This window comes from Flavobacterium sp. 9R (assembly GCF_902506345.1).
Classification (GTDB): Bacteria; Bacteroidota; Bacteroidia; order Flavobacteriales; family Flavobacteriaceae; genus Flavobacterium.
Window position 1 is genome coordinate 2,818,985 of record NZ_LR733413.1, and the last position, 24,979, is coordinate 2,843,963.

22 protein-coding genes are annotated in these 24,979 nt (G+C 36.7%); 12 read left to right on the forward strand and 10 right to left on the reverse strand.

The features are described 5' to 3' along the window. Positions 1-271 precede the first annotated feature (271 nt). On the forward strand, positions 272-775 hold the full coding sequence (locus tag FLAVO9AF_RS12545) for an outer membrane beta-barrel protein (protein WP_159689305.1): 504 nt from the start codon (positions 272-274) through the stop codon (positions 773-775). A 53-nt stretch (positions 776-828) separates the two neighbouring features. Here FLAVO9AF_RS12545 and FLAVO9AF_RS12550 read toward each other — a convergent pair whose 3' ends face one another. The 3 genes from FLAVO9AF_RS12550 to FLAVO9AF_RS12560 all read right to left on the reverse strand — a co-directional run bounded on the left by FLAVO9AF_RS12550 (position 829) and on the right by FLAVO9AF_RS12560 (position 1,873). After that, positions 829-1,368, reverse strand: coding sequence for a DUF4375 domain-containing protein (locus FLAVO9AF_RS12550; protein ID WP_159689308.1), 540 nt, complete (start codon positions 1,366-1,368; stop codon positions 829-831). 77 nt (positions 1,369-1,445) lie between these two features. Then, entirely contained in the window at positions 1,446-1,625 is a 180-nt protein-coding gene (locus FLAVO9AF_RS12555) for a hypothetical protein (RefSeq protein ID WP_159689311.1), read from the reverse strand. A 20-nt stretch (positions 1,626-1,645) separates the two neighbouring features. After that, positions 1,646-1,873 (reverse strand): CDGSH iron-sulfur domain-containing protein, encoded by a 228-nt coding sequence (locus FLAVO9AF_RS12560; RefSeq protein WP_159689314.1) that lies wholly within the window; start codon positions 1,871-1,873, stop codon positions 1,646-1,648. Positions 1,874-2,027: 154 nt separating this feature from the next. On the opposite strand from FLAVO9AF_RS12560, the gene metG reads away from it, so the two are divergent. Together metG and FLAVO9AF_RS12570 are read left to right on the forward strand one after the other, a co-directional pair. After that, complete coding sequence (metG, locus tag FLAVO9AF_RS12565; protein WP_159689317.1) at positions 2,028-4,082, forward strand: methionine--tRNA ligase; 2,055 nt, start codon at positions 2,028-2,030, stop codon at positions 4,080-4,082. Positions 4,083-4,181: 99 nt separating this feature from the next. Then, complete coding sequence (locus FLAVO9AF_RS12570; protein ID WP_159689320.1) at positions 4,182-4,592, forward strand: BrxA/BrxB family bacilliredoxin; 411 nt, start codon at positions 4,182-4,184, stop codon at positions 4,590-4,592. 65 nt (positions 4,593-4,657) lie between these two features. Here the strand turns inward: FLAVO9AF_RS12570 and FLAVO9AF_RS12575 are convergent, their stop codons facing one another. From FLAVO9AF_RS12575 to FLAVO9AF_RS12585, 3 genes are read right to left on the reverse strand one after another with little or no spacing between them, the layout of a single operon-like run. After that, on the reverse strand, positions 4,658-6,022 hold the full coding sequence (locus tag FLAVO9AF_RS12575; RefSeq protein ID WP_159689323.1) for an efflux transporter outer membrane subunit: 1,365 nt from the start codon (positions 6,020-6,022) through the stop codon (positions 4,658-4,660). Further along, on the reverse strand, positions 6,012-9,170 hold the full coding sequence (locus tag FLAVO9AF_RS12580) for an efflux RND transporter permease subunit (protein WP_159689326.1): 3,159 nt from the start codon (positions 9,168-9,170) through the stop codon (positions 6,012-6,014). Before FLAVO9AF_RS12580 ends, FLAVO9AF_RS12575 begins: the two co-directional genes overlap by 11 nt. 2 nt (positions 9,171-9,172) lie before the next feature. Next, positions 9,173-10,312 (reverse strand): efflux RND transporter periplasmic adaptor subunit, encoded by a 1,140-nt coding sequence (locus FLAVO9AF_RS12585; protein WP_159689329.1) that lies wholly within the window; start codon positions 10,310-10,312, stop codon positions 9,173-9,175. 202 nt (positions 10,313-10,514) lie between these two features. On the opposite strand from FLAVO9AF_RS12585, the gene FLAVO9AF_RS12590 reads away from it, so the two are divergent. The 8 genes from FLAVO9AF_RS12590 to FLAVO9AF_RS12625 all read left to right on the forward strand — a co-directional run bounded on the left by FLAVO9AF_RS12590 (position 10,515) and on the right by FLAVO9AF_RS12625 (position 19,772). Beyond that, positions 10,515-11,873, forward strand: a complete 1,359-nt coding sequence (locus FLAVO9AF_RS12590) for a rhodanese-related sulfurtransferase (protein WP_159689332.1) — start codon at positions 10,515-10,517, stop codon at positions 11,871-11,873. Between the two features lie 127 nt (positions 11,874-12,000). Further along, positions 12,001-13,242: a peptidase U32 family protein gene (locus tag FLAVO9AF_RS12595; protein WP_159689335.1), complete on the forward strand. Its 1,242-nt coding sequence runs from the start codon at positions 12,001-12,003 to the stop codon at positions 13,240-13,242. After that, a complete protein-coding gene (locus tag FLAVO9AF_RS12600; protein ID WP_024980634.1) occupies positions 13,242-13,472 on the forward strand; it encodes a ferredoxin in 231 nt (76 codons plus the stop codon). The genes FLAVO9AF_RS12595 and FLAVO9AF_RS12600 overlap by 1 nt, the downstream gene beginning before the upstream one ends. 505 nt (positions 13,473-13,977) lie before the next feature. Next, entirely contained in the window at positions 13,978-15,300 is a 1,323-nt protein-coding gene (locus tag FLAVO9AF_RS12605) for a regulatory iron-sulfur-containing complex subunit RicT (protein WP_159689338.1), read from the forward strand. Then, positions 15,284-15,763, forward strand: a complete 480-nt coding sequence (locus FLAVO9AF_RS12610) for a gliding motility lipoprotein GldH (protein ID WP_159689341.1) — start codon at positions 15,284-15,286, stop codon at positions 15,761-15,763. Before FLAVO9AF_RS12605 ends, FLAVO9AF_RS12610 begins: the two co-directional genes overlap by 17 nt. 4 nt (positions 15,764-15,767) lie before the next feature. Continuing rightward, on the forward strand, positions 15,768-18,083 hold the full coding sequence (locus tag FLAVO9AF_RS12615) for a penicillin-binding protein 1A (RefSeq protein WP_159689344.1): 2,316 nt from the start codon (positions 15,768-15,770) through the stop codon (positions 18,081-18,083). A gap of 217 nt (positions 18,084-18,300) precedes the next feature. Continuing rightward, positions 18,301-18,999: a CoA transferase subunit A gene (locus FLAVO9AF_RS12620; protein WP_159689348.1), complete on the forward strand. Its 699-nt coding sequence runs from the start codon at positions 18,301-18,303 to the stop codon at positions 18,997-18,999. Between the two features lie 116 nt (positions 19,000-19,115). Next, positions 19,116-19,772, forward strand: coding sequence for a CoA transferase subunit B (locus FLAVO9AF_RS12625; protein WP_159689351.1), 657 nt, complete (start codon positions 19,116-19,118; stop codon positions 19,770-19,772). A gap of 56 nt (positions 19,773-19,828) precedes the next feature. Here the strand turns inward: FLAVO9AF_RS12625 and FLAVO9AF_RS12630 are convergent, their stop codons facing one another. The 4 genes from FLAVO9AF_RS12630 to FLAVO9AF_RS12645 all read right to left on the reverse strand — a co-directional run bounded on the left by FLAVO9AF_RS12630 (position 19,829) and on the right by FLAVO9AF_RS12645 (position 23,813). Then, positions 19,829-21,163 (reverse strand): Gfo/Idh/MocA family protein, encoded by a 1,335-nt coding sequence (locus FLAVO9AF_RS12630; protein ID WP_236552343.1) that lies wholly within the window; start codon positions 21,161-21,163, stop codon positions 19,829-19,831. Positions 21,164-21,353: 190 nt separating this feature from the next. Further along, entirely contained in the window at positions 21,354-22,391 is a 1,038-nt protein-coding gene (locus tag FLAVO9AF_RS12635; protein ID WP_159689357.1) for a phosphotransferase enzyme family protein, read from the reverse strand. Further along, positions 22,379-23,260 (reverse strand): sugar phosphate nucleotidyltransferase, encoded by an 882-nt coding sequence (locus tag FLAVO9AF_RS12640; protein ID WP_159689360.1) that lies wholly within the window; start codon positions 23,258-23,260, stop codon positions 22,379-22,381. Before FLAVO9AF_RS12640 ends, FLAVO9AF_RS12635 begins: the two co-directional genes overlap by 13 nt. Positions 23,261-23,285: 25 nt before the next feature. Further along, positions 23,286-23,813 carry a DUF3575 domain-containing protein gene (locus FLAVO9AF_RS12645; protein ID WP_159689363.1) on the reverse strand — a complete coding sequence of 176 codons (528 nt, stop codon included), beginning with the start codon at positions 23,811-23,813 and terminating at the stop codon, positions 23,286-23,288. Positions 23,814-24,107: 294 nt separating this feature from the next. On the opposite strand from FLAVO9AF_RS12645, the gene FLAVO9AF_RS12650 reads away from it, so the two are divergent. Beyond that, complete coding sequence (locus tag FLAVO9AF_RS12650) at positions 24,108-24,911, forward strand: LytTR family DNA-binding domain-containing protein (protein ID WP_159689366.1); 804 nt, start codon at positions 24,108-24,110, stop codon at positions 24,909-24,911. Positions 24,912-24,979 lie beyond the last annotated feature (68 nt).

Here is a 24,979-nt window from a genome sequence, read left to right on the forward strand (position 1 = left end):
TTTATAATGAATAATTAAATAAGAATGTAAAGATAATACTATTTTTTAAAGTGCCTAATTTATGATTAAATTCATACAGAAGATTTAATATAGTTGGTGTTATTAATATTGTCTTGTAGTTTTTAAATTACAATTAAAACATTGACTTTTTTTAACAAATGCAAGAGTCTCATAATAAATGTATTACAAATTTCAAAAAGTCAAAACATTAAGAAACTTAAGAAAATAGCTTAAATAGTCTATTTTTGCCGCGAACTTTTAAACCATTACAATGAAAAAAATTCTTTTTTTAGCAGTTTTCTGCTTTTCAGCAATTACTATTTTTGCACAAGCTCCTTTAGAAAATGGGAGAGTACAATTGAATGCCGGAATAGGAACTTCTGGTTGGGGAACTCCAGTTTATGTAGGTCTTGACTATGGTGTAGGTAGTAACTTTACAGTTGGTGGAGAATTATCTTACCGCACGCACAATGAGCGTTATGCAGGAACATATTACGACTATTCTGTAACTGGTCTTGGTGCAAATGTTAACTACCACTTCAATAAAGTATTAAATATTCCTAGCCAATGGGATTTTTATGGTGGATTGGGATTGAACTATTATATTTTTAACTACGATGATAGAAATTATAATGGTACCGAAGATTCAGATATTGGACTTGGCGTACAAATTGGAGGAAGGTATTTCTTCAATAAAAATTTCGGAATTAACATCGAAGGTGGCGGAGGTAACGCTACAAGTGGTGCCAAAATTGGAATCACTTATAAATTCTAATTGTTATTAAACAATTTTATAAAAGCCATTCGTAAAGAATGGCTTTTTTTGGATTAAGACCTTTTGATTTCGTGTCCTACAAATTCTTCTAAAACAGCAAACATTTCATCTACTGTAAGTATTTCGGTATTGGGATGAGATTTTAAAAAATGGGCATTTAAAGCCACTAAGTTTTCTTCTATTTCAAAAAAAGTATCATTGTTGAGTAGGTCTCTAATTGGATTTACACCTTCTAGTTTGCTTTTGAAGAATTTTTCGCGCTTTACGCTACTCATTAATTGTACTTTTTTGCATTGCTTTTGAAATAGTGCTAAATGATTGTGAGCACCTAACAATTGCAGGCCTTCCTCAATAAGTTCGTTTAATTCTATATTCCATCGTGAATTGTAGACGAATTGAGCAAAATTTCCTTCGGTATATTGTGAAGTATAATAATCTAAATAATAACTCATTAAGGCGTCTTCGTGAATTAAATCGTCATCGACTTTTTCTTCTCTCATCAAATTGATTACTGAAATATTAGAGTTGATAACGTCTTGAGGGTTTTCGCTTGCTGCAGCGGTTTCTGAAATAATGATTTTACCGAATTCCATATGGATTAGTTTTTAAAGCAATTGACGACAAATTTCGAATAAAAAGTTGATTTTGAATGTAATTAAAAATTCATCTGTTACTTGATATTATTGCTATCCGATTCGTCTGTTCTTTTTTGAGCATTCATTTTGGCGACCAAAGCTTTTAATCGCAAGGCTTTTTCTCTTTTTTCTTCTTGCAATTTAGCTTTCTTCCGATTGAGCAATTTGGTATGCAACGCCTTGTTTTTGGTGTTTTTTTCAGGTCCCTTAGCCATAACCTTAGTGTTTATTGAATCTAATTTTTCTTCATTGGAGGTAAATCAAATGCTTTAGATTCGCCTTCAAAATTATTGCGGTGGGAACCGTCACAAAAAGGCTTATTCGATGACAAACCACATCGGCATAAACCTAAAGCAGTTCTTCCTTCTAGTCCGTAAACATTTCCGTCTTGATCTACTATTTCAAAATCCCCTTCAATTTTTATAGATCCGTTTTTGTTAATTGTTAGTTTCGTCTTGCTCATAATTTGTTTTGTTTTGGCATCAAAGGTCATAAAATTAAAATTGTTTTTCGGTTTTCAAATCTTCTTTTTTGCATAGAGCACAGACAAGTCACGACTTGACTCTACGTCCTATCATAAAAAATCTTATTTTTGCACTCAATAAAATAGAATCAAGATGCAGAATCCAAAAAGATATACCATTACAGCAGCATTGCCTTACACTAACGGTCCCATCCATATTGGGCATTTGGCGGGAGTTTACGTGCCTTCGGACATTTATTCACGTTATTTGCGTTTGCAAGGAAGGGATGTTGTGTTTGTTTGCGGAAGTGATGAACACGGCGTGGCTATATCGATGAAAGCCAAAAAAGAAGGGATTACACCTCAAGAAGTGATTGATAAATACGATGGAATCATTAGAAAATCATTTGCTGATTTCGGAATTTCATTTGACAATTATTCTAGAACTTCGGCGGAAATTCATCACAAAACGGCTTCTGAATTCTTCAAAAAATTATACGACAAAGGTGATTTTATCGAAGAAATTACCGAACAATTATACGATGCCAAAGCCAATCAGTTTTTGGCCGATCGTTTTGTAGTAGGTACTTGTCCAAAATGTGGTAACGAAGAAGCCTACGGTGATCAATGCGAAAAATGTGGGTCTACATTAAACGCTACCGACTTAATCAATCCGAAATCAACCATTACGGGAGAAACACCTATTTTGAAATCGACCAAACACTGGTTCTTGCCTCTAGATCGTTATGATGCGTTTTTGAGGGAATGGATTTTGGAAGGCCATAAAAATGATTGGAAACCTAACGTATACGGTCAAGTAAAATCTTGGATTGACGGCGGATTAGAACCTCGTGCGGTAACTCGTGACTTAGACTGGGGAATTGATGTTCCTGTAGAAGGTGCCGAAGGAAAAAAATTATACGTTTGGTTTGATGCCCCAATTGGTTACATTTCATCTACCAAAGAATGGGCCGCCAGAGAAGGTAAAGATTGGGAACCTTACTGGAAAGACAAAGACACCAAATTGGTACATTTTATCGGAAAAGACAATATCGTTTTTCACTGTGTGATTTTCCCAGCAATGTTAAAAGCGGAAGGCAGTTTTATCTTGCCTGATAATGTTCCAGCAAACGAGTTTTTGAACTTAGAAGGAAATAAATTATCAACTTCAAAAAACTGGGCTGTTTGGTTGCACGAATATTTAGAAGAATTCCCAAATCAGCAGGATGTGTTGCGCTATGCCTTGACTTCGAATGCTCCAGAAACCAAAGACAACGATTTTACTTGGAAAGATTTTCAGGCTAGAAACAACAACGAATTGGTAGCCATTTTTGGAAATTTCATCAATCGTGTGGTAGTGTTGACGAATAAATATTACAACGGAATTGTTCCAACGCCAAATGAATTGTCTGAAGTAGACGAGCAAACTTTAGAAGAATTGAAAGCTTATCCAGCGGTGATTTCAAGTTCTATCGAGAGATACCGATTTAGAGAAGCCTTGGGCGAAATGATGAATGTAGCGCGTTTAGGAAATAAATATTTGGCAGACGAAGAACCTTGGAAAATGGTCAAAACCGATCCAGAACGTACCAAAACGCAAATGTATGTAGCCTTGCAAATTGCGGCTGCTTTGAGTTCACTTTGTGAGCCATTCTTACCGTTTACGTCACAAAAATTGTTACGTATGCTAAACATCGATGTCAATAATTGGAATTTAGATTTTGACAATTGGAATTTACTACCTGCAGGTCACCAAATTGGCGAAGCAGAATTGCTTTTCTCTAAAATTGAAGACGAAGCGATTCAAAAGCAAATCGACAAATTAGAAGCTACGAAAACGGCTAATAGTGCTGAAAATAAAAAAGCTGAACCACAGAAAGAATTGATTCAGTTTGAAGATTTTGCCAAAATGGATATTCGTGTAGGAACTATTTTGGAAGCCGAAAAAATGCCAAAAGCGAATAAATTATTGATTCTAAAAGTAGATACAGGAATTGATGTACGCACCATCGTTTCAGGAATTGCAGAGAGTTTTAAACCCGAAGATATCATTGGAAAACGAGTAACTGTTTTGGTAAACTTAGCACCAAGAAATTTACGTGGCGTAGAAAGCCAAGGTATGATTTTGATGACTTCTAATGCAGAAGGGAAATTGGTTTTCGTTAATCCAGATGCGGAGGGAGTTACTAACGGAGAAACGATAAATTAATTAGCAGTAACTATAACAAAACTTTATAATTCGTTCTTATAATTTTTTGGCAAACTTTGTAACTTTGCGCCTTAATTCAGTTAACTAAAAATAAAAAATATGTATCCACAAGATATGGTTTTACCGATGCAAGCAGAATTAACTGCTGCTGGTTTCCAAGATTTACATAATGCAGCAGAAGTAGATGCTGCTATAAAAGCAGAAGGAACAACATTAGTAGTTGTGAATTCTGTATGCGGGTGTGCTGCAAGAAATGCACGTCCAGGAGCTAAAATGAGTTTAGATGGTGCAAAAAAACCAGACCATTTAATTACTGTTTTCGCTGGTGTTGACAAAGAAGCTGTTGATGCTGCTAGACAACATATGTTTCCTTTTCCTCCATCATCGCCTTCTATGGCTTTGTTCAAAAACGGAGAATTAGTGCATATGTTAGAGCGTCATCACATCGAAGGTCGTCCAGCAGAAATGATTGCAGACAACTTAAAAGATGCTTTTAACGAATATTGCTAATCGTATCATTTTATAGAGCATAAAAAAACATCCATATTCGGATGTTTTTTTATGCTCTATATTTTTTAATTCCAACCTCCGCCTAAGGCTTTGTATAACTGAACCATAGCGGTTAATTGACGTTGCGACAATTGTGACAAACTAATTTCTGCATCGAACAAAGAACGCTGCACATCCAAAACTTCCAGATAAGAAACATAACCATTGTAATAACGTGCATAGGATAATTCATAATTCTTTTTTGCAGCGGCAACTTGACGGCTTCTTGCTTCAAATTCTTCCTTAAAGGTGGTAACGTTTTGAATAGCGTTTTCAACTTCTCCAACTGCAACTAGATATGTTTTTTGATAATTGAGTTTAGATTGCTCTGCTATTTGACGGTTAATTTCTACACGTCTTCTGTTTTTTCCAAATTGAAAAATAGGACCGACCACTCCTGCCGAAGCATTTTGATTATAGGAACCACTATCGTATAAGTCACCCACTTTTGCGCTAGCAAATCCTGCAAAAGCCGCAATGTTGAATGAAGGAAAACGCATCGCTTGCGCTACTCCAATGCGCTCGTGAGCTGCTATGTATTGTAATTCTGCTCTTTTTACATCAGGTCTGTTTTGCAACAAAGTCGACGGAATCGACAAAGGCAAATTGGTTACCATCAATTGCTCTTTGTTGGATTTTCCTCTTTCTATAGGTGCTGGCATTTGTCCAATCAAAATGGAAATCGTGTTTTCTAAAACGGTGATTTGTCTTTTGATATTTGGAATGGCAGCTTCGGCAATAGCAACTTGTTGTTCTATTTGCACTTTATCCAATTCTGAAGTATAACCACTTTTAAAACGGTCGGTAATGATTACATAGGAATCCTGACGTGTCTTCAACGTTTGTTTCGTGATTTCTAGTTGATTGTCTAAATCCCTCAACTGAAAATAAGCGGTGGCAATATCACTTACTAATCCTGCCATTACAGTCTTTCTCGCTTCCTCGGTAGCCAAAAGCTCATTTTGAACGGCTCTATTTTCGTGTCTTAGTTTTCCCCAAAAATCGATTTCCCAAGACATATTTGCCACCAAAGTAGAAGGCTGAAATATAGTTTCTGCCGTGTTTACGCCTCCAGAATATTGAAAAGTGGGTAAAACATTGGCTTTGGTAAATCCTAAATTGGCTTTGGCTTGGTCCAATCTTGAAATGGCAATTTTTAAATCATAATTGTTTTGAATTCCTTTGGTAATCAAGCCTTTTAAAACCTCATCATTAAAGATATCAAACCATTTCACATTTAGAATAGAAGCAGTGGTATCTGCTGTTTGTGCCATTCTATATTGCATTGATTCTTGCAATTCTGGTGCTTTATATTTTGGCCCTACCAAACAACTTATTGGCAAAAAAGACAGCGTAAGCAACAGTAATCCTATTTTATATTTATTCCTCATGGCTAATCGATTTAGTAGGTTCGACATTTGATTCGGAGGTCTTCTTTTTTCCGAAACCTTCAATAAACACAAATAAAACGGGAATAAAACAGACTCCTAAAATTGTAGCTACAAGCATTCCGCTAAACACGGTCATTCCCATTACCTTTCGGGCTTGAGCTCCCGCTCCTGAAGCAGTTAACAATGGAACCACACCAAGAATGAAAGCAAAAGCCGTCATTAAAATGGGTCGGAATCGCAACTTAGCAGCTGTTAAAGCTGCCTCTACTAAAGGAACTCCTTTCTCATATTCAGCTTTCGCAAATTCGACAATCAGAATGGCATTTTTGGCCGCCAGTCCAATGAGCATTACCAGTCCAATTTGAGCAAAAACATTGTTCACATAATCAGGACTAAATAACTTGCACAAATACAATCCCAAGAAGGCGCCAAACACAGCAAAAGGTGTACCTAACAATACACTAAACGGCAGCTTCCAGCTTTCGTATTGAGCCGCTAAGATTAAGAACACAAACAAAATAGCCATAATAAAAACAGTGGCTCCTTTCCCTTCAGCTTGTTTTTCTTGATAACTCATCGCAGACCATTCGTACCCCATATCTGCTGGAAGAATTTTTTCGGCAGTTTCTTGCAACGCTTGACGAGCTTCTGCAGAAGTATAACCCTCGGCAGGTGTTCCTCCAATTTCAGCTGCTCGGTACAAATTGAAACGAGTAGTAAACTCGGGTCCGCTCTCTTTTTTTATCGTGGCAATACTCGAAATAGGAATCATAATATTGTCTCTGTTACGAACAAAGATTTTGTTGATGTCTTCCGGATTCAAGGTGAAGCTTGGAGCCGCCTGAATCAAAACGATGTATTGTCGCCCAAATCTGTTGAACTCATTTACGTATTGTCCTCCCAAACTGGCTCCAATGGCGATATTCACATCCGATAGTGATAAATTGAGTTCGGTTACTTTTTCTCGGTCAATATCCAGACTAATTTGAGGAACATTCGGGTTAAACGTAGTTCGAACACTACCTATTTCAGGACGTTTTCTAGCTTCGGCCATAAAACGTTGGGCATTTTCAAACAAATATTGAGGCGTTTTTCCTCCCTTATCTTGTAACATAATGGTAAATCCAGCCGCATTTCCAATTCCCGTAATAGGAGGTGGACCAAATGCAAAAGCGGTGGCTTCTGGTACAGCATACACTAATTTTCCGTTTAACTCTTTTATGATTTGAAACACATCTTGCTCTCGCTCTTTCCATTCTTTCAACGAGATAAAGAAAAAACCATTATTGGTAGCCATAGAGTTTTTCAACAAACTAAATCCTGCTACTGTGGTGTAATATTCGATTCCTTCTGTTTTTCCTAAAATGGCTTCGATTTTTTTACAAACTGCTTCGGTTCGATGCAAAGAAGAAGCGCCTGGTAATTCAACATTGATAAACATATACCCTTGGTCTTCTTCTGGAACAAATCCACCTGGTATTTTACTGCCAAGCAGTATAATGGCTCCCACAATTATCCCTATGAATATAAAACTGCGAACGGTTTTCTTAATCAAAAAACCTGTGAGACCGGTGTATTTGCCCGTAAAAGCATCAAATTTTCGATTGAATGCCTTGAAAAAACGACCTAACCAACCTGTAGCTTCTTGATTGGGTTTTAATAAAATAGAACACAAAGCTGGACTTAAAGTTAAAGCACTTATGGCTGAAAATACCACAGAGATAGCAATTGTGATTGCAAACTGTTGGTACAAACGACCTGTAATTCCGGGTGTCATCGCCACTGGGATGAAAACGGCCGTCAACACCACCGCTATAGCTACTACAGGTCCCGAAACTTCTTTCATCGCGCGGTTGGTAGCCTCTCTTGGCGACAATCCGTGCTCAATATGATGCATTACAGCTTCGACTACGACAATCGCATCATCGACCACAATACCTATCGCTAGTACCAAACCTAACAAGGAAAGTACATTCACAGAGAACCCTAAAAGCGGGAACAACATAAATACCCCAATTAAGGAAACAGGTACTGTAAGCAAAGGAATAATGGTGGCTCTCCAATTTTGCAAAAAGATAAACACTACTATAATTACCAGAATGATAGCTTCTAAAAGCGTGTGCATAATTTCGTTTATCCCTTCGGTAATGGCCAAAGTAGTATCAAGAGATGTAGTATATTTAAGGTCTTGCGGAAACTTTTTGCTCAATTCGTCCATTACGCGTTTTGACTCCGCTGCTACTTCGAGCGCATTAGAACCTGGCATTTGTTTTACTCCGATAGTTCCTGCTGGTTTTCCATTTAAGCCACCTTTTGACGCATAGCTTTCTGTACCAAGAGCAACAGTTGCTACGTCTTTTAATCGGACTTGTTGATTGCCAATATTGGACTTTAGTATGATATTTTCAAAATCTTCAATGTCGATTAAACGGTCTTTTAAAGTAACGTTATACGTGAATTCATTTCCGTCTTCGGCTGGTGGTGCGCCAAATTTTCCACCTGGAGCAATTGAGTTTTGCTCTTTGATGGCATTCATAATGTCGGGAATCGTCAATTTGTATTTGGCCAAAATATCGGGTTTCACCCAAATTCTCATCGCATAATTACTCCCTCCAAAAATTACTACTTCACCAACACCCTTGATTCTTGAAAGCGCATCCACAATGTTGATGTTAGCATAATTGGTTAAAAAATTAGAATCATACGTGTTATTGGGAGAATAAATAGAAAACAACAACAAAGGCATTGACAAGGATTTTTTGGTCGTTACCCCTGTGTTTTTCACATCAACTGGCAAGGTTGAAGTCGCTGATGCTACTCGGTTTTGAGTCAACATTGTGGCATTATCCAAATCGGTTCCCATATCAAAAGTAACCGATAATGACATACTTCCATCACCGGTATTGGTAGATTGCATATACAGCATATTTTCTACCCCGTTTACTTTTTGTTCGATTGGAGTAGCTACGGCTTGCTCTACATTTAGCGCATTTGCTCCTCTATAACTCGTTTGAATTTGTACAATTGGAGGCGCTATTTCTGGGTACTGAGCAATTGGTGTGGAGAGAATCGAGAGCCCTCCAATAATTACCATAAAAATGGATAATACAATTGCAACGATGGGTCTTCTTACAAAAAAATTATCCATAACTATTGTGCTTTTTTAGTTTCTGGTGAATAAGGAACTGGCGTAACTACTGAGCCCGGCTGAATGAACAAACTACCCACAATGGCTACTTTATCTCCCACGTTTAAGCCTTTGTTGATTACCCAATCTTGACCCACTTTGGCACCAACCTCAACAATACGAACCTGAATTTTATTCTCATTATCGATAATGAATACCTGAAAAATTCCTTGTAATTCGGTTACTGCTTTTTGAGGAATGGCAATCGCTCCTTTTTGATTTTCAATCAAAGCTCTTACTTTTGAAAATTGACCAGAGCGCAAATTATTGTCAGGATTAGGGAAAGTTGTTTCAATAGTCATTGTTCCTGTGGTAGGGTCGATTTTGGCGTCAGCAAAATTCAGAACTCCTTTGTAGGGATGAACACTTCCGTCAGAAAGCAAAAGCTCAATATCGTTGGCAGCATTATCTTTACTTAAGCTTTTCTTCTTGCGATAATCTAAAAACTCGGCTTCGCTGATGGTAAATCTAACCCTTACTTTGTCTAATCTAGAAACCGTATTTAGTTTAGAAGAATTACCGATTCTTGAAATATAATCACCAACTCTAGCATTACTAATTCCTATAACTCCATCAATTGGCGAAAGTATATTGCAATAACTACGCTCCAATTGTTGGTTGCGTAACGAAGCTTGAGTACTTTCATAATTAGAACGTGCCGCCTTAGCTTTAGCAACAGCGGCGTCCAATTCACGTTTACTAACTGCGTTCATATCAGCTAGCGGGCGAATTCTTTTCAGCTCTTCCTCTGCATTGACGAGATTACTTTGTGAGGTAGCCACTTGTCCTTTTACTTGTTCTACTTTGGTATCATATTCTAATGGGTCAATGGTGTACAACAATTGCCCTTTTCGCACTCTCTCTCCTTCTTTAAAATGAATACCTGTCAAAATTCCGTCCACTCTAGCGGTCAGCACAATGTCTAAATCTCCAAAGGTTTGCGCGGCAAAATCCTTGTAAATAGGAACATCTTTTGCGACAACTGTAATAAACGGAGCTGGAATAGGCGGTGGCGCTTGCTTTTCTTCTTTTTTACAAGAACTAAACAGACTTAAAAAAACAATAAGCACCCAGAAAAAATTAGGTTTAGATGTGGTATCCATAATTTTTATGTTAAATGATTTCTAGTAAATTTAACATTTTTTATAAAACCTTTTTATTTATCTGATAAAAAAATCAGAAAAAAACACTGACTATCAAGTACATACTATTTAGTCAAACTAATATCCATAAAAAAGTATTACATTTGCACCCGAATTCTTCCAATTAGAGTTCCTAATTTATTTCTCACTTAACGTTTATAGCATGCAACTGTATAACACCTTAAGCGCAGAAGAAAGAGCCGAGCTTATTGACCAAGCCGGAAAACAACGCCTCACGTTGTCTTTCTATGCGTATGCCAAAATTGAAGATCCCAAAAAATTTCGCGACGATTTGTTTATCGAATGGAATAAACTGGATGCACTAGGTAGAACCTATGTAGCCAAAGAAGGAATCAACGCGCAAATGTCTGTCCCTGCCGAAAATTTAGAAGCCTTTCGTGAAACGCTAGAAGCTTATGAATTTATGCGCAACATTCGCTTGAATGTAGCCGTAGAACACGATGATCATTCGTTTTTGAAACTCACTGTAAAGGTGCGTGACAAAATTGTGGCCGACGGATTAAACGACGAAACCTTTGATGTAACCAATATTGGAGTACATCTAAAAGCCAAAGAATTTAATGACATCTTAGAAGATCCCAATACGATTGTAGTCGATTTTAGAAACCATTACGAAAGTGAAATCGGTCATTTTAAAGGCGCTATTACTCCTGATGTGGAAACGTTTCGCGAATCGTTGCCTATCATCAACGAACAATTACAAGACTTTAAAGAAGATAAAAATCTAGTGATGTATTGCACTGGAGGAATTCGTTGCGAAAAAGCTTCGGCTTACTTCAAGCACCAAGGTTTTAAAAACGTTTTCCAATTAGAAGGAGGTATCATCAACTACGCCAAGCAAATCAAAGAAGAAAATCTAGAAAGTAAATTTATCGGAAAGAATTTCGTTTTTGACCATCGTTTGGGTGAGCGCATCACAGACGATATCGTTTCGCAATGCCACCAATGTGGAAAACCTTGCGACAATCATACCAACTGCGAAAATGTTGGCTGTCATTTGTTGTTCATTCAATGTGATGAATGCAAAGAAGCTATGCAAAATTGTTGTTCAAACGAATGTTTAGACATCATCAAGTTGCCATTAGTTGAGCAAGTAAAGTTGAGAAAAGGCATCCAAGTTGGCAACAAAGTCTTCCGAAAAGGAAAATCAGATAAATTACCCTTCAAGCATTCAGGCGAGCTTTCGGACACACCATTGGCAGTTGCCACAACTCCAGCCAAAATTCGTCAAAGAATAAAAATCAAAAAAGCACTTTTAGGCAAAGCCGAACATTACTTTGTAAAAGCGCAAGTTGCTCTTTTCGTTATTGAAAATAATGAACTACAATTAGGCGATACCATTTTAATTTCGGGTCCTACTACAGGAAACGAACAACTTGTACTCGAAAAAATGTTAGTCAACGGCATCGAAAAAACGGTCGCACAACCTGGCGACAAAGTAACATTTGAAGTACCTTTCAGAGTACGTTTATCTGATACATTGTATAAAATTTTAAAATAGTTTTTCCAAACTTTCATCCATCACCTTTGTCAAAGTTCAAAACGTTGACAAGGTTCACTCTACAAAATAAATTGGACACAGATTTCACAAATTAATCTGTGAATTTTGTGTCAAAATAATATACACAATGACAACAAACAACAAAATAGAATTAATGGCGCCTGCCGGGAATTTCGAATCCTTGCAAGCCGCCGTAGATAATGGATGTGATTCCGTATATTTTGGAGTAGAACAACTCAATATGCGTGCCCGCGCCTCCGTAAACTTCACTATGGATGATTTGGCCGAAATCGCCAAACGCTGCGAAGCCAAAAACGTACGAAGTTACTTGACCTTAAACACCATCATTTATGACCACGACTTATCTGTGGTCAAAACTTTAATCAATAAAGCCAAAGAAGCTAACATCACTGCGGTGATTGCTTCCGACCAAGCCGTAATTGCAATGGCTCGAAGCGTGGGGATGGAAGTTCATATTTCTACACAATTGAATGTGACCAATATCGAAACCATCAAATTCTACAGCCTTTTTGCCGATACTATGGTGTTGAGTCGTGAATTGAGTTTACGTCAAGTAAAAAAAATCACCGAACAAATCGAAAAAGAACAAATCAAAGGCCCTAACGGAAATTTGGTTGAGATTGAAATCTTTGGTCACGGAGCGTTATGTATGGCCGTTTCGGGTAAATGCTATTTGAGTCTGCATTCGCATAACTCCTCAGCCAACCGTGGTGCTTGCAAACAAAATTGCCGTAAAAAATATACCGTAATCGACCAAGAAACGGGTTTCGAAATCGAATTGGACAACGAGTATATGATGTCGCCCAAAGATTTATGCACCCTAGATTTCCTAGACCAAGTCATTGATTCGGGTATCCAAGTCCTCAAAATCGAAGGTCGTGGCCGCGCTCCAGAATATGTGGCTACCGTAATCAAAACTTATCGAGAGGCAATTGATGCCTACTATGACGGCACGTTCTCCAAAGACAAAATCGCCGTTTGGATGGAAGCTTTGAACACCGTGTACAACCGCGGATTCTGGTCGGGTTATTATTTAGGACAAGAATTAGGCGAATGGAGCGATGTTTCAGGTTCTGTAGCTACGCAAAAGAAAGTCTATGTAGGCAAAGGCACCCATTTTTTCCCCAAAGCCGAAATTGGTCAATTCAAAATCGAAGCCTACGATATCAAAGTGGGCGATAAAATTCTAGTAACGGGTCCAAGCACTGGCGCACAAGAAATGGTTATCGAAGAAATGTTTGTCAACGATACCTCGGCAGAGCGCGCTACCAAAGGAGACGATTGCACCCTCAAACTGCCTTTCAGAATCCGAATGTCCGACAAATTATACAAAATAGTAGAAGCCTAATGGTCATCATCACCCTGCAAAGAGACAAATGCATCGGTTGCAATTACTGCGTAGAAATGGCGCCCGTTCAGTTTCAAATGTCCAAAAAAGACGGTAAATCGGTGCTCATCAAAAGTGTCAATGCCAAAGGTTTTTACACCCTAAAATCGCCCGATCACACCATCGTAGAAAGTTGCGAACTCGCCGCAAAGGCTTGTCCCGTAAAAATTATTTCGGTCAAAGAAACCTAGCCTCTAACTGTTTTTAGGAGCAGAAAAAATAGGCTTTTTTAAGGAACAATGGTCCCGCTATCCGTTGCAATCTTTGCGGGCTGAACCCCAGCCCACAAAGGATTTCCACTACTATCGGGGCTAAAGAGCCACAATCCGCTTCTTTAAGAACAATCATAAATGCAATAACCTAAACCATCACAATCCTTCTTGTGGTGGTTTTTATTTTTGACCCAAATTTATATCTTCTAAAATGGTTCAAAAACATAATCATTTTGGAATCACAAATAGAATTGCAATTAAAACTTCTGCCGTCTCTTACCTTTTTTACTGCTAAATCCTTTTATTCTTCTAGAATTTCTGTTGAGATTAAATCAAAGTGCCCACAAACCCAATTATTTTAGTATAATTTTAAGAAGGAATGCGTTTTTTTACCGTTGTAACATACAATTAAAAAATACTATCTTTACCGATTAAATTTAAGTAAGAACTCAAGTTGCTTTTTTGGCAACACTACAATATAATTATGGCTTGTACAAGTTGTTCAACTTCCGATGGTGGCGCACCAAAGGGGTGTAAAAATAATGGGACTTGCGGCACCGATAGCTGCAACAAATTAACCGTTTTTGATTGGCTTTCGAACATGAGTTTACCCAATGGCGAAGCGCCTTTTGACTGTGTCGAAGTACGTTTCAAAAACGGCAGAAAAGAATTTTACCGCAATACCGAAAAACTAACTTTAAGCATGGGAGACATCGTGGCAACGGTAGCTTCACCTGGTCACGATATCGGAATTGTGACGCTAACTGGCGAGTTGGTAAAAATTCAAATGAAGAAAAAAGGAGTCAATCCTAACGGAACTGAAATTCCAAAAATCTATAGAAAAGCCTCTCAAAAAGACATCGATATTTGGTCTGCCGCTCGAGATAAAGAAGAACCAATGAAAGTTCGTGCTCGTGAATTGGCCATTCAGCATAAATTAGAAATGAAAATTTCGGATATTGAATTTCAAGGTGATGGTTCCAAAGCAACTTTTTATTACACAGCCAATGACCGTGTAGATTTTAGAATGTTGATTAAGGATTTTGCCAAAGAATTCAGCACAAGAGTCGAAATGAAACAAGTAGGTTTCCGTCAAGAAGCCGCTCGTTTAGGAGGAATCGGTTCTTGCGGAAGAGAACTATGTTGTTCTACTTGGTTGACCGATTTTAGAAGTGTGAATACTTCAGCAGCACGTTACCAACAATTGTCTTTGAATCCACAAAAACTAGCAGGACAATGCGGGAAATTAAAGTGTTGTTTGAATTATGAGCTCGACACCTATATGGATGCCTTGAAACATTTTCCAAATTTCGACACCAAATTAGTGACCGAAAAAGGAGATGCTATCTGTCAAAAACAAGATATTTTCAAAGGCTTAATGTGGTTTGCTTACACGAATAATTTTGCCAATTGGCACGTGCTTAAAATTGAACAAGTACACGAAATCATTGCCGAAAACAAACTAAAAAACAAAGTTTCATCGTTAGAGGACTATGCTATAGAAGTGGTAGCCGAACCAGAGAAAAACTTTAATAACGCTATGGGACAAGAGAGTTTAACTCGTTTTGACCAGCCCAAAGCCAAGAAAAGACCTTCGAAAAAACGCAAGCCAAACGTTGCCGCACCAGCAAATGTAGCTGCTGCACCAGCTATAGCACCTAATAAACCTGCTGCTCAAAATGGCAACAAAAAAAGACCTCACAACAACAAAAATCGAGGTAATGCCAATGATAAAAAGCAAGGTAATGCTCCAACCAACGAGCCAAGAAAACCTATAATAATTACTAAAAATGGGGATAAAAAATAGTTGCATCTTATTTGCTGTTGTCTTACTCTTTTTGGCCTGCGACAAAAAAAGAGTTTTTGACGAATACAAAACAGTAGGCAGCGGTTGGAACAAAGACAGTATTGTTTCCTTCGATTTGCCTGCATTGGACTCAACAAAACAATACAATTTGTTTGTGAATTTGAGAGCCAATGACGATTATAAATTCAATAATATCTTTTTGATTGTGGCTATGGAACAAAAAAATGGCTTCACCAAAGTAGATACTTTAGAATACCAAATGGCCAACCCTGACGGGACTTTGTTAGGCAATGGCTTTACGGATTTAAAAGAAAGCAAACTTTTTTATAAAGAAAAAGTTAGATTTAACGGACAATTCAAAGTATACATCAAGCAAGCTTTGAGAGAAAACGGCAAAGTGCCTGGTGTATCCAATTTGGATGGCATTACCGACGTAGGTTTTAGAATAGAAACAATAGAGTAACATTATGGCAGTTAGAAAAAATAACACATCGTCTAAAGCAATTGATAAAGACATCAATTACTATAAAAAGAAGTTTTGGAAAATCTACTTTTATGGTTTGGGTATTTTGGCTCTTTTCTTCCTTTTTGCTTCTTGGGGACTTTTTGGTTCAATGCCCTCTTTTGAAGATTTAGAAAATCCAGACTCTAATTTGGCTACCGAAATCATTTCCTCTGACGGAGTGGTTTTGGGAAAATATTTCCAAAAAAATCGTTCGCAACTAAAGTATTCTGATTTACCAAAAAACTTGGTAGATGCCTTAGTAGCTACCGAAGATGCTCGTTTTTATGAGCACTCTGGTATCGATGGTAGAGGAACTATGCGAGCTATTGTAAGTTTAGGAACCAGTGGTGGTGCTAGTACACTAACCCAACAATTAGCCAAACAATTATTTCACGGAGAAGGTTCGAAATTCCTTCCTTTTCGTATTGTTCAAAAAATAAAAGAATGGATTATCGCTATCCGTTTGGAAAGACAGTACACCAAAAATGAAATCATCGCCATGTATTGTAATGTCTATGATTTTGGAAACAACTCTGTAGGTGTTAGTTCAGCAGCAAAAACCTATTTCTCCAAAGCTCCAAAAGATTTAACCATAGACGAATCGGCTATTTTGGTAGGAATGTTCAAAAACTCTGGACTTTACAACCCAATTCGCAATCCAGAAGGAGTAAAAAACCGCCGAAATGTGGTTTTACACCAAATGGAAAAAGGAAAAATCATTACCGAGCAACAAAAATTACAACTACAAGGTTTACCCATAAAACTTAACTTCAAATTAGAAACTCACAAAGATGGTATTGCTACTTATTTTAGAGAATACCTAAGAGATTATATGAAGAAATGGGTAGAAGAAAACAAAAAACCAGACGGTACAGATTATGATATCTACAAAGATGGTTTAAAGATTTATACCACCATAGATTCCAGAATGCAAACCTATGCTGAAGAAGCAGTAGCGGCACATATGGCGAACATGCAAGAAGAATTCTTTTTGCAACAAAAAGACAACAAAAATGCGCCTTTCGTAAACATTACCGAAGCTGAAACGCAACGTATTTTGAACCAAGCAATGAAGACTTCAAACAGATGGAATGTTATGAAAGCTATGGAAAAAAGCGAAGACGAAATCATTGCTTCATTTAAGAAAAAAACAAAAATGAAGATTTTCTCTTGGAAAGGAGAAATTGATACCGTAATGACTCCAATGGATTCTATTCGTTATTACAAACACTTCTTGCAATCTGGTTTAATGGCAATGGAGCCTCAAACCGGAAGCATCAAAGCTTGGGTGGGTGGAATCAATTATAAATATTTTCAATACGACCACGTAGGACAAGGTGCGAGACAAGTAGGGTCTACTTTCAAACCTTTTGTATACGCTACTGCTATTGAACAATTAAATATGTCACCTTGTGATTCTATTATTGATTCTCCTTTTATGATTCATAAAGGACGTCATCACGTTACCGAAGATTGGGAGCCGAGAAACTCTGATAACAAATACCGAGGAATGGTTACCTTGAAACAAGCTTTGGCGCATTCTATCAACACCATTTCAGCGAAACTGATTGACAAAGTAGGACCAGAAGCGGTTATTGAATTAACACATAAATTGGGTGTAAAATCAGAGATTATTACGCAACCTTCTATTGCTTTAGGAGCGGTTGAAATCACAGTTGAAGATATGGTGGCTGCTTACAGTACTTTTGCCAATCAAGGGGTTTATGTAAAACCACAGTTTTTAAACAAAATCGAAGATAAAAGCGGAGTGGTTATTTACGAGCCAATTCCTGAATCGCATGATGTGTTGAATAAAGACATTGCTTTTGCTGTTATTAAATTACTAGAAGGTGTAACCGAAAGTGGTTCTGGAGCAAGATTAAGAACAGAAGGAGGAGGAGCAGGTGACCACCGCTGGACAGGCTATCCTTATATGTTTAGAAACCCTATCGCCGGAAAAACAGGAACATCTCAAAATCAATCTGATGGATGGTTTATGGGAATGGTACCAAATTTAGTTACTGGTGTTTGGGTTGGTTGTGAAGACCGTTCTGCTCGATTCAAAAGTTTAACTTACGGACAGGGGGCAGCCTCAGCATTGCCAGTTTGGGGGTATTTTATGAAAAAATGTTATGAGGACCCTAGTTTACAAGTTTCCAAAGAACCTTTTGAACGACCCGCCAATCTTTCAATTAAAGTAGATTGTTACACTCCAAGAAGAGCCGTTGTGGTTGACACTACCGCTACTGAGCAAACTACCGAGGAATTCGAACTATAAAAATTCAATAGGCCATAACGATAACTTTTTTAACTATCGTTATGGTTTCTTTTTTTCAAAAAACGATACTTTTAAATCCAATCTTCGCAATCGATTTCGTTATTGCTTCTTTTTTTGAAGTATTTTAGCGGCTGCGATGAAATTTCTATTATTAAAGAGATTTTAAGTCGTTGTTTTATCGAATAAATACATTATCCCTAAAATAAATTTTACATATATGATAAACAAAACGGTTTCCAATGTTCAAGATGCCCTTCAAGGTATCGAAAACGGAATGACACTGATGTTGGGTGGCTTTGGCCTTTGTGGAATACCAGAAAACTCCATTGCAGCTTTAGTTCAAAAAGGCGTTAACGATTTAACTTGTATTTCAAATAACGCTGGTGTAGATGATTTTGGACTTGGTTTGCTTTTACAAAAAAAACAAATCAAAAAAATGATTTCTTCTTATGTGGGAGAAAATGCAGAATTTGAACGCCAAATGCTCTCTGGCGAACTCGAAGTAGATTTGATTCCTCAAGGTACTTTAGCTGAACGTTGTCGCGCGGCTCAAGCTGGTATTCCTGCTTTTTTTACTCCTGCTGGTTATGGAACTGAAGTTGCCACAGGCAAAGAAGTACGCGAATTCAATGGAAAAATGCACATTATGGAAGAAGCTTTCAAAGCTGATTTTGCCATTGTGAAAGCTTGGAAAGGCGATACCGCTGGAAATTTAATATTCAAAGGAACAGCCAGAAATTTTAATCCGTGTATGTGCGGTGCCGCAAAAATTACCATTGCTGAAGTAGAAGAATTAGTAGAAGCTGGAACGTTGGACCCGAATCAGATTCATATTCCTGGAATTTTAGTACAACGTATTTTTCAAGGCGAAAAATATGAAAAACGAATAGAGCAAAGAACAGTTAGAAAAAGATAGTATTCAGTCTGAAGCTAAAACTTAAATGTTCCTGATTTCTTATCTGATTCAAAACTATTTAGTAGGCAATACTAAAACTAAACTTATAGGATTTATATGTTTCAAAAAACAAAATTATGCTAACAAAAGAAGATATAGCAAAACGCATTGCAAAAGAAGTAAAAGACGGTTACTTTGTGAACCTAGGTATCGGGATTCCAACCTTGGTAGCCAATTATGTAAGAGAAGATATTTCAGTTGAATTTCAAAGCGAAAACGGTGTTTTAGGTATGGGTCCTTTTCCTTTTGAAGGTGAAGAAGATGCCGATTTAATCAATGCCGGCAAACAAACCATTACCACCTTACCAGGAGCTAGTTTTTTTGACTCCGCAACGAGTTTTGGAATGATTCGCGGTCAACATGTAGATTTGACTATTCTCGGAGCTATGGAAGTCGCCGAAAACGGCGATATTGCCAACTGGAAAATTCCAGGAAAAATGGTCAAAGGAATGGGTGGCGCTATGGATTTAGTAGCATCGGCGGATAATATTATCGTGGCGATGATGCACGTAAACAAAGCAGGTGAAAGTAAAATTTTAAAAAAATGCACCTTGCCATTAACTGGCGTAGGTTGTGTAAAAAAAGTAGTAACCGAATTGGCGGTTATGGAAATCACTCCTAATGGATTTAAGCTTTTAGAAAGAGCGCCAGGCGTATCGGTAGAACATATCATCGCTTCTACGGAGGCCGATTTAATCATAGAAGGCGAAATTCCAGAAATGCTAATTGATTAATAATTAATTCTAGTCCTAAAGCTAACGAATTGTGCTTTAGGACTAGAATATTTAAATTATTTAGAAAATTCAACGGTTTTAAGTTTATTCCAACTTCCTCTTGTGAAATCAGGAATTGCTACTGGAGCAGAATTATTATCCAATGACAGTTCTGTTAATGGGCCCAAACTACTCCATTCGGCCAAATCATAAACATCCATATCTAAGGGAAGTCCTTTTTGTAAGCAATAAATCAAGCGATAATCCATTATAAAGTCCATACCTCCGTGACCGCCAACTTCTTTGGCTTTTTCTTCTATATCAACAACAATAGGGTTTTTATATTTTAGCATTAATGCTTTTTTGACTTCTTCTGGCATGTAACTGTGTGCAGATAATTTTTTATGTCCAGGAGCAATAGCATCACCCACCTGTGCCTCATCTAAAGCGTATCCTTCAAAAGGGTATTTGTTGGCAAATCCTTTTGTGCCGCTTAACTGATACATTCTACTGTAAGGTCTAGGTGATGTCACATCGTGTTGAATATGAATCGTTTTTCCATTCTCAGTTTTAATCATTGTCATTGTATGGTCACCGTTTCTAAAGTCATTTACTTTTTCGCCTGTTTTTTGTTCGATAAAAGCAGGATTTCCAACGGCTTTTGTATCCATTGAAACTAAGTAATTCATTTTATCTCCTCTATGAATATTCAATGCTAAACAAGCAGGGCCCATACCGTGTGTAGCATACAAGTCACCGCGATGCTTGCGGTTGTAATCCATACGCCAGTTATTCCAATAGGAACCCCAAAAGGGTTGTAAACCATGAATATATGACCCTTCAGCATGTAGTATTTCTCCAAAGACACCTTGTTGTGCCATAGTTAAAGTAGTTAATTCAAAAAAATCATACACACAATTTTCAAGTTGCATACAATGTTTTCTTGTTTTTTCTGAAGTGTCTATTAATTCCCAAATTTCTTTCATTGTTAATGCTCCAGGAACTTCTATGGCTACATGTTTACCATCTTTCATCGCCTGAACGCCAATTGGTGCATGATGAAGCCAATCTGTAGCAATGTAAACCAAATCTACATTGGGTAATTTGGTTACTTCTTTCCATGCATTTTCTCCATAAAATTCTTTGGCTTTAGGAAATCCTAGTTTTTGTAAGGCAGTATTTGAAGCTTGAGTTCTTTCTTGTAAAACATCACAAAGCGCTACGATTTCTACCCCTTTTATATTGGTCATTCTTTCTACTGCATCCGAACCTCTCATTCCTAATCCGACAAAAGCGATACGTACAATTGGAATTGCTGGCGCAGCCATTCGCAAAACATCTGTTTGGTTTTTACTACGCGAAGGTGTTTTGACTTTAATAATTTGAGCATTTACAGTTGCTATTGCAAGCATAAATACAAAAGAAGATAGGAGGGTAATGCAAGTTTTCATTGAATATTATTTTGAACTGTTTAACCAAATATAGTTTTAAAAAAGCAATTTTTTAAATGTTACATTTTATTCTTTTACCTTTTTTACTGTGGGTAAAATTATAGGGTTTTCTATTTTATTCCGATTTTTCAAAGCTGACTTCAGTTTATAATCAGTTATTATGAATGCTTTTTATATAAGAGAAGACTTGTTTTAATAGATGAATTTGAGTTTTTGCTCGAACCAAGTTATGTTCTTCATAAGTGGTAGCATAATACGAATCGTTATCTAAATAGTCTGACAGAAAACGACAAGCTTGTTCAAAAAGTAATAAAGGAAGACTGAGAGGGAGCGATTCTAATTCTTTTGTAGTCATAAATGAATGTGCTTCTTTCGTATATCCTTTTATAAACGATTCGTAAATATTGGCATCAAAATTTACTTTGGTCAAATCCTTTTCTTCCTCTGTGGCGGTATTTGTTCCTGACCTTAAGGCATCGCCAACGTCATGAAGAAGGCTACCTGGCATAATCGTATCTAAATCAATTATGCAGATGATATTGCCTTTTGCATCAAAGAGCATGTTGCTTATTTTGGTATCATTATGCACAACACGCAAAGGAATTTTTCCTTCTTGAATAGCTAAAGCCACCGAAGCTACTTTTGCATAAAAATAGTTGAGTTGTTCTATTTCCTCACTGGCATTTTGCAAACGCTCTTTTGAAGCACTAATGAGCTTGCTCTTAAAATCGGTATATCGTTTGGGAGTGTTATGAAAATCGGGGAGGGTATATTCTAATTGTTCAATTGGAAAATCAAGCAGTATTTTATGAAATTGCGCTAAATGAATACCTGCTTTTTCCGCCATAGCAGGCGACTCAATTTTTTCTTTTACAAATGAGGGAATGTAAACCGACATTTGCCAGATATCTTCACCGAGTTTACTATACAATAACCCTTCTTTAGTAGCAAGAAATGTAACAGTGGGGAAGCCAATTTCACTTAAAAATTGAGTTGTTTTTGTTTTATTGTTCAACAATGAATTGATGTTAGGAAAGACCTTTTGATTCATTTTTTGTAAAACAAAAATCCCCTTGTTGGTTGCAATTTTATAGGTACTATTAATCAAACCACTTTGAAGAGTCACAATATCAGTAATGCTTACTGCTCCTAAAAATTCAGATACGACTTTTGTTACTAGTGTTTCCATAATGGGTTGCTGTAAACTCCTAAGTTATGTAATTCTTCCAACTGAGATACTGCTTTTTGCTTATCGTCTTGGTAGGTTATTCCTATCCATTTTTCGTCAGTGGTAAGTACAGTTATTTGATAAATACCTTTTTCAATTATAGCAGTAACAACATTTGGTAGCTGATATTCTAGCTTTATATTTTGCTGCCATTTTTGGATAAAGTCAACCAAGTCATTGTCTAAGAAATCAAAAATTTCAGTAGTAAAGCCCCACATATTCATTGAGACCAAAGTGTCTTCACTGAGTAGTATGTTTTCTCCATTTGGATTGGGATAAAAAACACCTTCATTGGTTTTGCTAATTTTTTCTCTTTCGATAGAATCTTTCAAAAACCCATTTTCAATATGAATTTCGGCTCGATTTACAGTGCCATTTTCAGATAAGGTTTTCAAGATTGGGAAAACGACTGCACACGGATTTTTGTATTGAACCAAATGGTTAAAAGCTAAAGCAAAGGAGTTTTGACCATAAAAATCATCCGCATTGATTAATAAAAAATTGCCTTTTATGCTATTTCTTGCACACCAAAGGGCATGCGCAGTTCCCCAAGGTTTGGAGTTTTCATAAACAATATTATTTCTTTCTATGAATTTGTCCTGAATAACAAATGAAACAGGCCATTTTAAATGAACCACATATCGCTCATGGAGCATTGGAATCATTGCCTCTTGAACAATCAAGACCACGCTTCCAAAACCAGCTTTAAGGGCATCATTGATAGAATAATCCATTATGATTTCACCATTTGGACCTAATTCGTCGAGCTGTTTCAATCCTCCATAACGAGAACCCAATCCAGCAGCTAAAACTAATAATGTTGGTTTCAAATTAAAGTATTTAATACTATTGTAATTAAAATCGATAACCCAAAGTAATGCCACCACGGCCTACTATTTCTGGACTATTGTCACTGAATAAGTTTCGTCCTATTCCAGCATTTATTTCGAAAACAAATCCTTTTTTGTGAATCCATTTAGAACCGAGTCCAAAACCAAGAGCGAAATCAGTAAAACGATTTTTATCTATTGAACTTAAGTTTCCAGTGTTATCATAATAGTACGTTCTACTATTTATTCCAGTATTAATCATACTAAATCCTTCAATAAAAAAACCACTAGCTGTTTTTTTTCCAAAATAGGCACGATAGAATGGGGTGAAACTAAAAGAAATATCCGATTCATTTTCGTTAATAAAAAAAACAGAAGCACCTAGGGCGGAATCATCAGTTAGTATGCGTTCGTAGGTTACTTCAACAGCACCTAAAACTAAGAATAAAGCGTTTCCCTTAATCTCATTTTTTTTAAAAGTTGACACTTCATTTTCTTGACTATAGCTAGTTAAACTTAAGACGATAGTGCATAAAAGTAATAGTTTTTTCATAAATAGTTTTTTTCAAATGTAAGAAAGAAATTAATTTTTAATTGAAGGAATCGTTAAGTTAATAAAATATTCAAAGTAGATAATTCATTGTATCTATGGTTTAGTTTTGTTGTTTTGAATGATTTTATAACATTTTTCTGTATTTTTATTTTTTCTGTTAACAAATTGAAACTTTCTTTTAACAATACATAAAGGTAAAGTAGGTTTGCTATAACTTTAGGTTTTCTAAAATGCTCTATAGTAAAAGGGTGTTTTTTTTACTATACTTTCTAATTATATTTCAAGGGTTGCCAAATGAGTTTTACGTATGTAATTGTTGATGATTCAAAAGAGGGCGCTTTGCAAACTAAAGGTATTGCAGACGAGTTTCCTGAATTGGTATTCTTAGGAATGGCAAATACACATGTGAATGGGATTGATTTAGTATTGGAAAAAAAGCCTCAACTTGTTTTTTTAGAAATTGACCCGACCGAAAAAAAAAGTTTATTATCGTTAGGCTTTATCAGTGAGTTGCATCGTTTTCTGTCTATTTTACCAGATATAATTATTACTACAAACAAAAAAGATTGGGCTTTAGACGCTATAAATTATGGAGTTTTTGATTATTATACAAAGCCCGTTCAGCCTCAGCAAATGATTAAATCTATTCATAAGTTAAGTAAAAAAGCAGCTCTTGTTTTGCCAAATGAACTTAGTCCATCAGATGGATTAACTGAAAAAATGACTATTCAAGCAACTGTTGCATCAAAACCACTAATCATTTGTATTAAATCCTATGGGGATTATCGTTACATCAATGCAGATGATATTTGTTTTTTTCAAGCCGATAACAATTCTACCGATATTCATTTGAATTCTGGTGAAATGATAACGGCTTTCAAAACGTTAAAACATTTTGAGTCTATTTTAGATTTTCCCTTCATCAGAATCCATAATAGTTACATCGTAAATCGAAATTATATATCGCGAATTCAAGCGGGTAACTCTTTGTGTTTCATAAGAAATAGCTTAAAAAAAATACCTTTTTCAAGGTCCTATAAATCCAATATTGACTTGATTATTTCGGAGTTTTCAAAGGGCAACTATCTGGAAATCTGACAATCAGTTAGTTTGCTTTGTATTGAATAGTACTTGCTAACGAATGGCTATATTCTACCAAAAACAGG

Excerpts from the sequence above, each read along its gene's own strand:
- FLAVO9AF_RS12545 (WP_159689305.1), top strand. The coding sequence starts at position 272 with ATGAAAAAAATTCTTTTTTTAGCAGTTTTCTGCTTTTCAGCAATTACT.
- FLAVO9AF_RS12550 (WP_159689308.1), bottom strand. The coding sequence starts at position 1,368 with ATGGAATTCGGTAAAATCATTATTTCAGAAACCGCTGCAGCAAGCGAA.
- FLAVO9AF_RS12555 (WP_159689311.1), bottom strand. The coding sequence starts at position 1,625 with ATGGCTAAGGGACCTGAAAAAAACACCAAAAACAAGGCGTTGCATACC.
- FLAVO9AF_RS12560 (WP_159689314.1), bottom strand. The coding sequence starts at position 1,873 with ATGAGCAAGACGAAACTAACAATTAACAAAAACGGATCTATAAAAATT.
- metG (WP_159689317.1), top strand. The coding sequence starts at position 2,028 with ATGCAGAATCCAAAAAGATATACCATTACAGCAGCATTGCCTTACACT.
- FLAVO9AF_RS12570 (WP_159689320.1), top strand. The coding sequence starts at position 4,182 with ATGTATCCACAAGATATGGTTTTACCGATGCAAGCAGAATTAACTGCT.
- FLAVO9AF_RS12575 (WP_159689323.1), bottom strand. The coding sequence starts at position 6,022 with ATGAGGAATAAATATAAAATAGGATTACTGTTGCTTACGCTGTCTTTT.
- FLAVO9AF_RS12580 (WP_159689326.1), bottom strand. The coding sequence starts at position 9,170 with ATGGATAATTTTTTTGTAAGAAGACCCATCGTTGCAATTGTATTATCC.
- FLAVO9AF_RS12585 (WP_159689329.1), bottom strand. The coding sequence starts at position 10,312 with ATGGATACCACATCTAAACCTAATTTTTTCTGGGTGCTTATTGTTTTT.
- FLAVO9AF_RS12590 (WP_159689332.1), top strand. The coding sequence starts at position 10,515 with ATGCAACTGTATAACACCTTAAGCGCAGAAGAAAGAGCCGAGCTTATT.
- FLAVO9AF_RS12595 (WP_159689335.1), top strand. The coding sequence starts at position 12,001 with ATGACAACAAACAACAAAATAGAATTAATGGCGCCTGCCGGGAATTTC.
- FLAVO9AF_RS12600 (WP_024980634.1), top strand. The coding sequence starts at position 13,242 with ATGGTCATCATCACCCTGCAAAGAGACAAATGCATCGGTTGCAATTAC.
- FLAVO9AF_RS12605 (WP_159689338.1), top strand. The coding sequence starts at position 13,978 with ATGGCTTGTACAAGTTGTTCAACTTCCGATGGTGGCGCACCAAAGGGG.
- FLAVO9AF_RS12610 (WP_159689341.1), top strand. The coding sequence starts at position 15,284 with ATGGGGATAAAAAATAGTTGCATCTTATTTGCTGTTGTCTTACTCTTT.
- FLAVO9AF_RS12615 (WP_159689344.1), top strand. The coding sequence starts at position 15,768 with ATGGCAGTTAGAAAAAATAACACATCGTCTAAAGCAATTGATAAAGAC.
- FLAVO9AF_RS12620 (WP_159689348.1), top strand. The coding sequence starts at position 18,301 with ATGATAAACAAAACGGTTTCCAATGTTCAAGATGCCCTTCAAGGTATC.
- FLAVO9AF_RS12625 (WP_159689351.1), top strand. The coding sequence starts at position 19,116 with ATGCTAACAAAAGAAGATATAGCAAAACGCATTGCAAAAGAAGTAAAA.
- FLAVO9AF_RS12630 (WP_236552343.1), bottom strand. The coding sequence starts at position 21,163 with ATGCTTGCAATAGCAACTGTAAATGCTCAAATTATTAAAGTCAAAACA.
- FLAVO9AF_RS12635 (WP_159689357.1), bottom strand. The coding sequence starts at position 22,391 with ATGGAAACACTAGTAACAAAAGTCGTATCTGAATTTTTAGGAGCAGTA.
- FLAVO9AF_RS12645 (WP_159689363.1), bottom strand. The coding sequence starts at position 23,813 with ATGAAAAAACTATTACTTTTATGCACTATCGTCTTAAGTTTAACTAGC.
- FLAVO9AF_RS12650 (WP_159689366.1), top strand. The coding sequence starts at position 24,108 with ATGAGTTTTACGTATGTAATTGTTGATGATTCAAAAGAGGGCGCTTTG.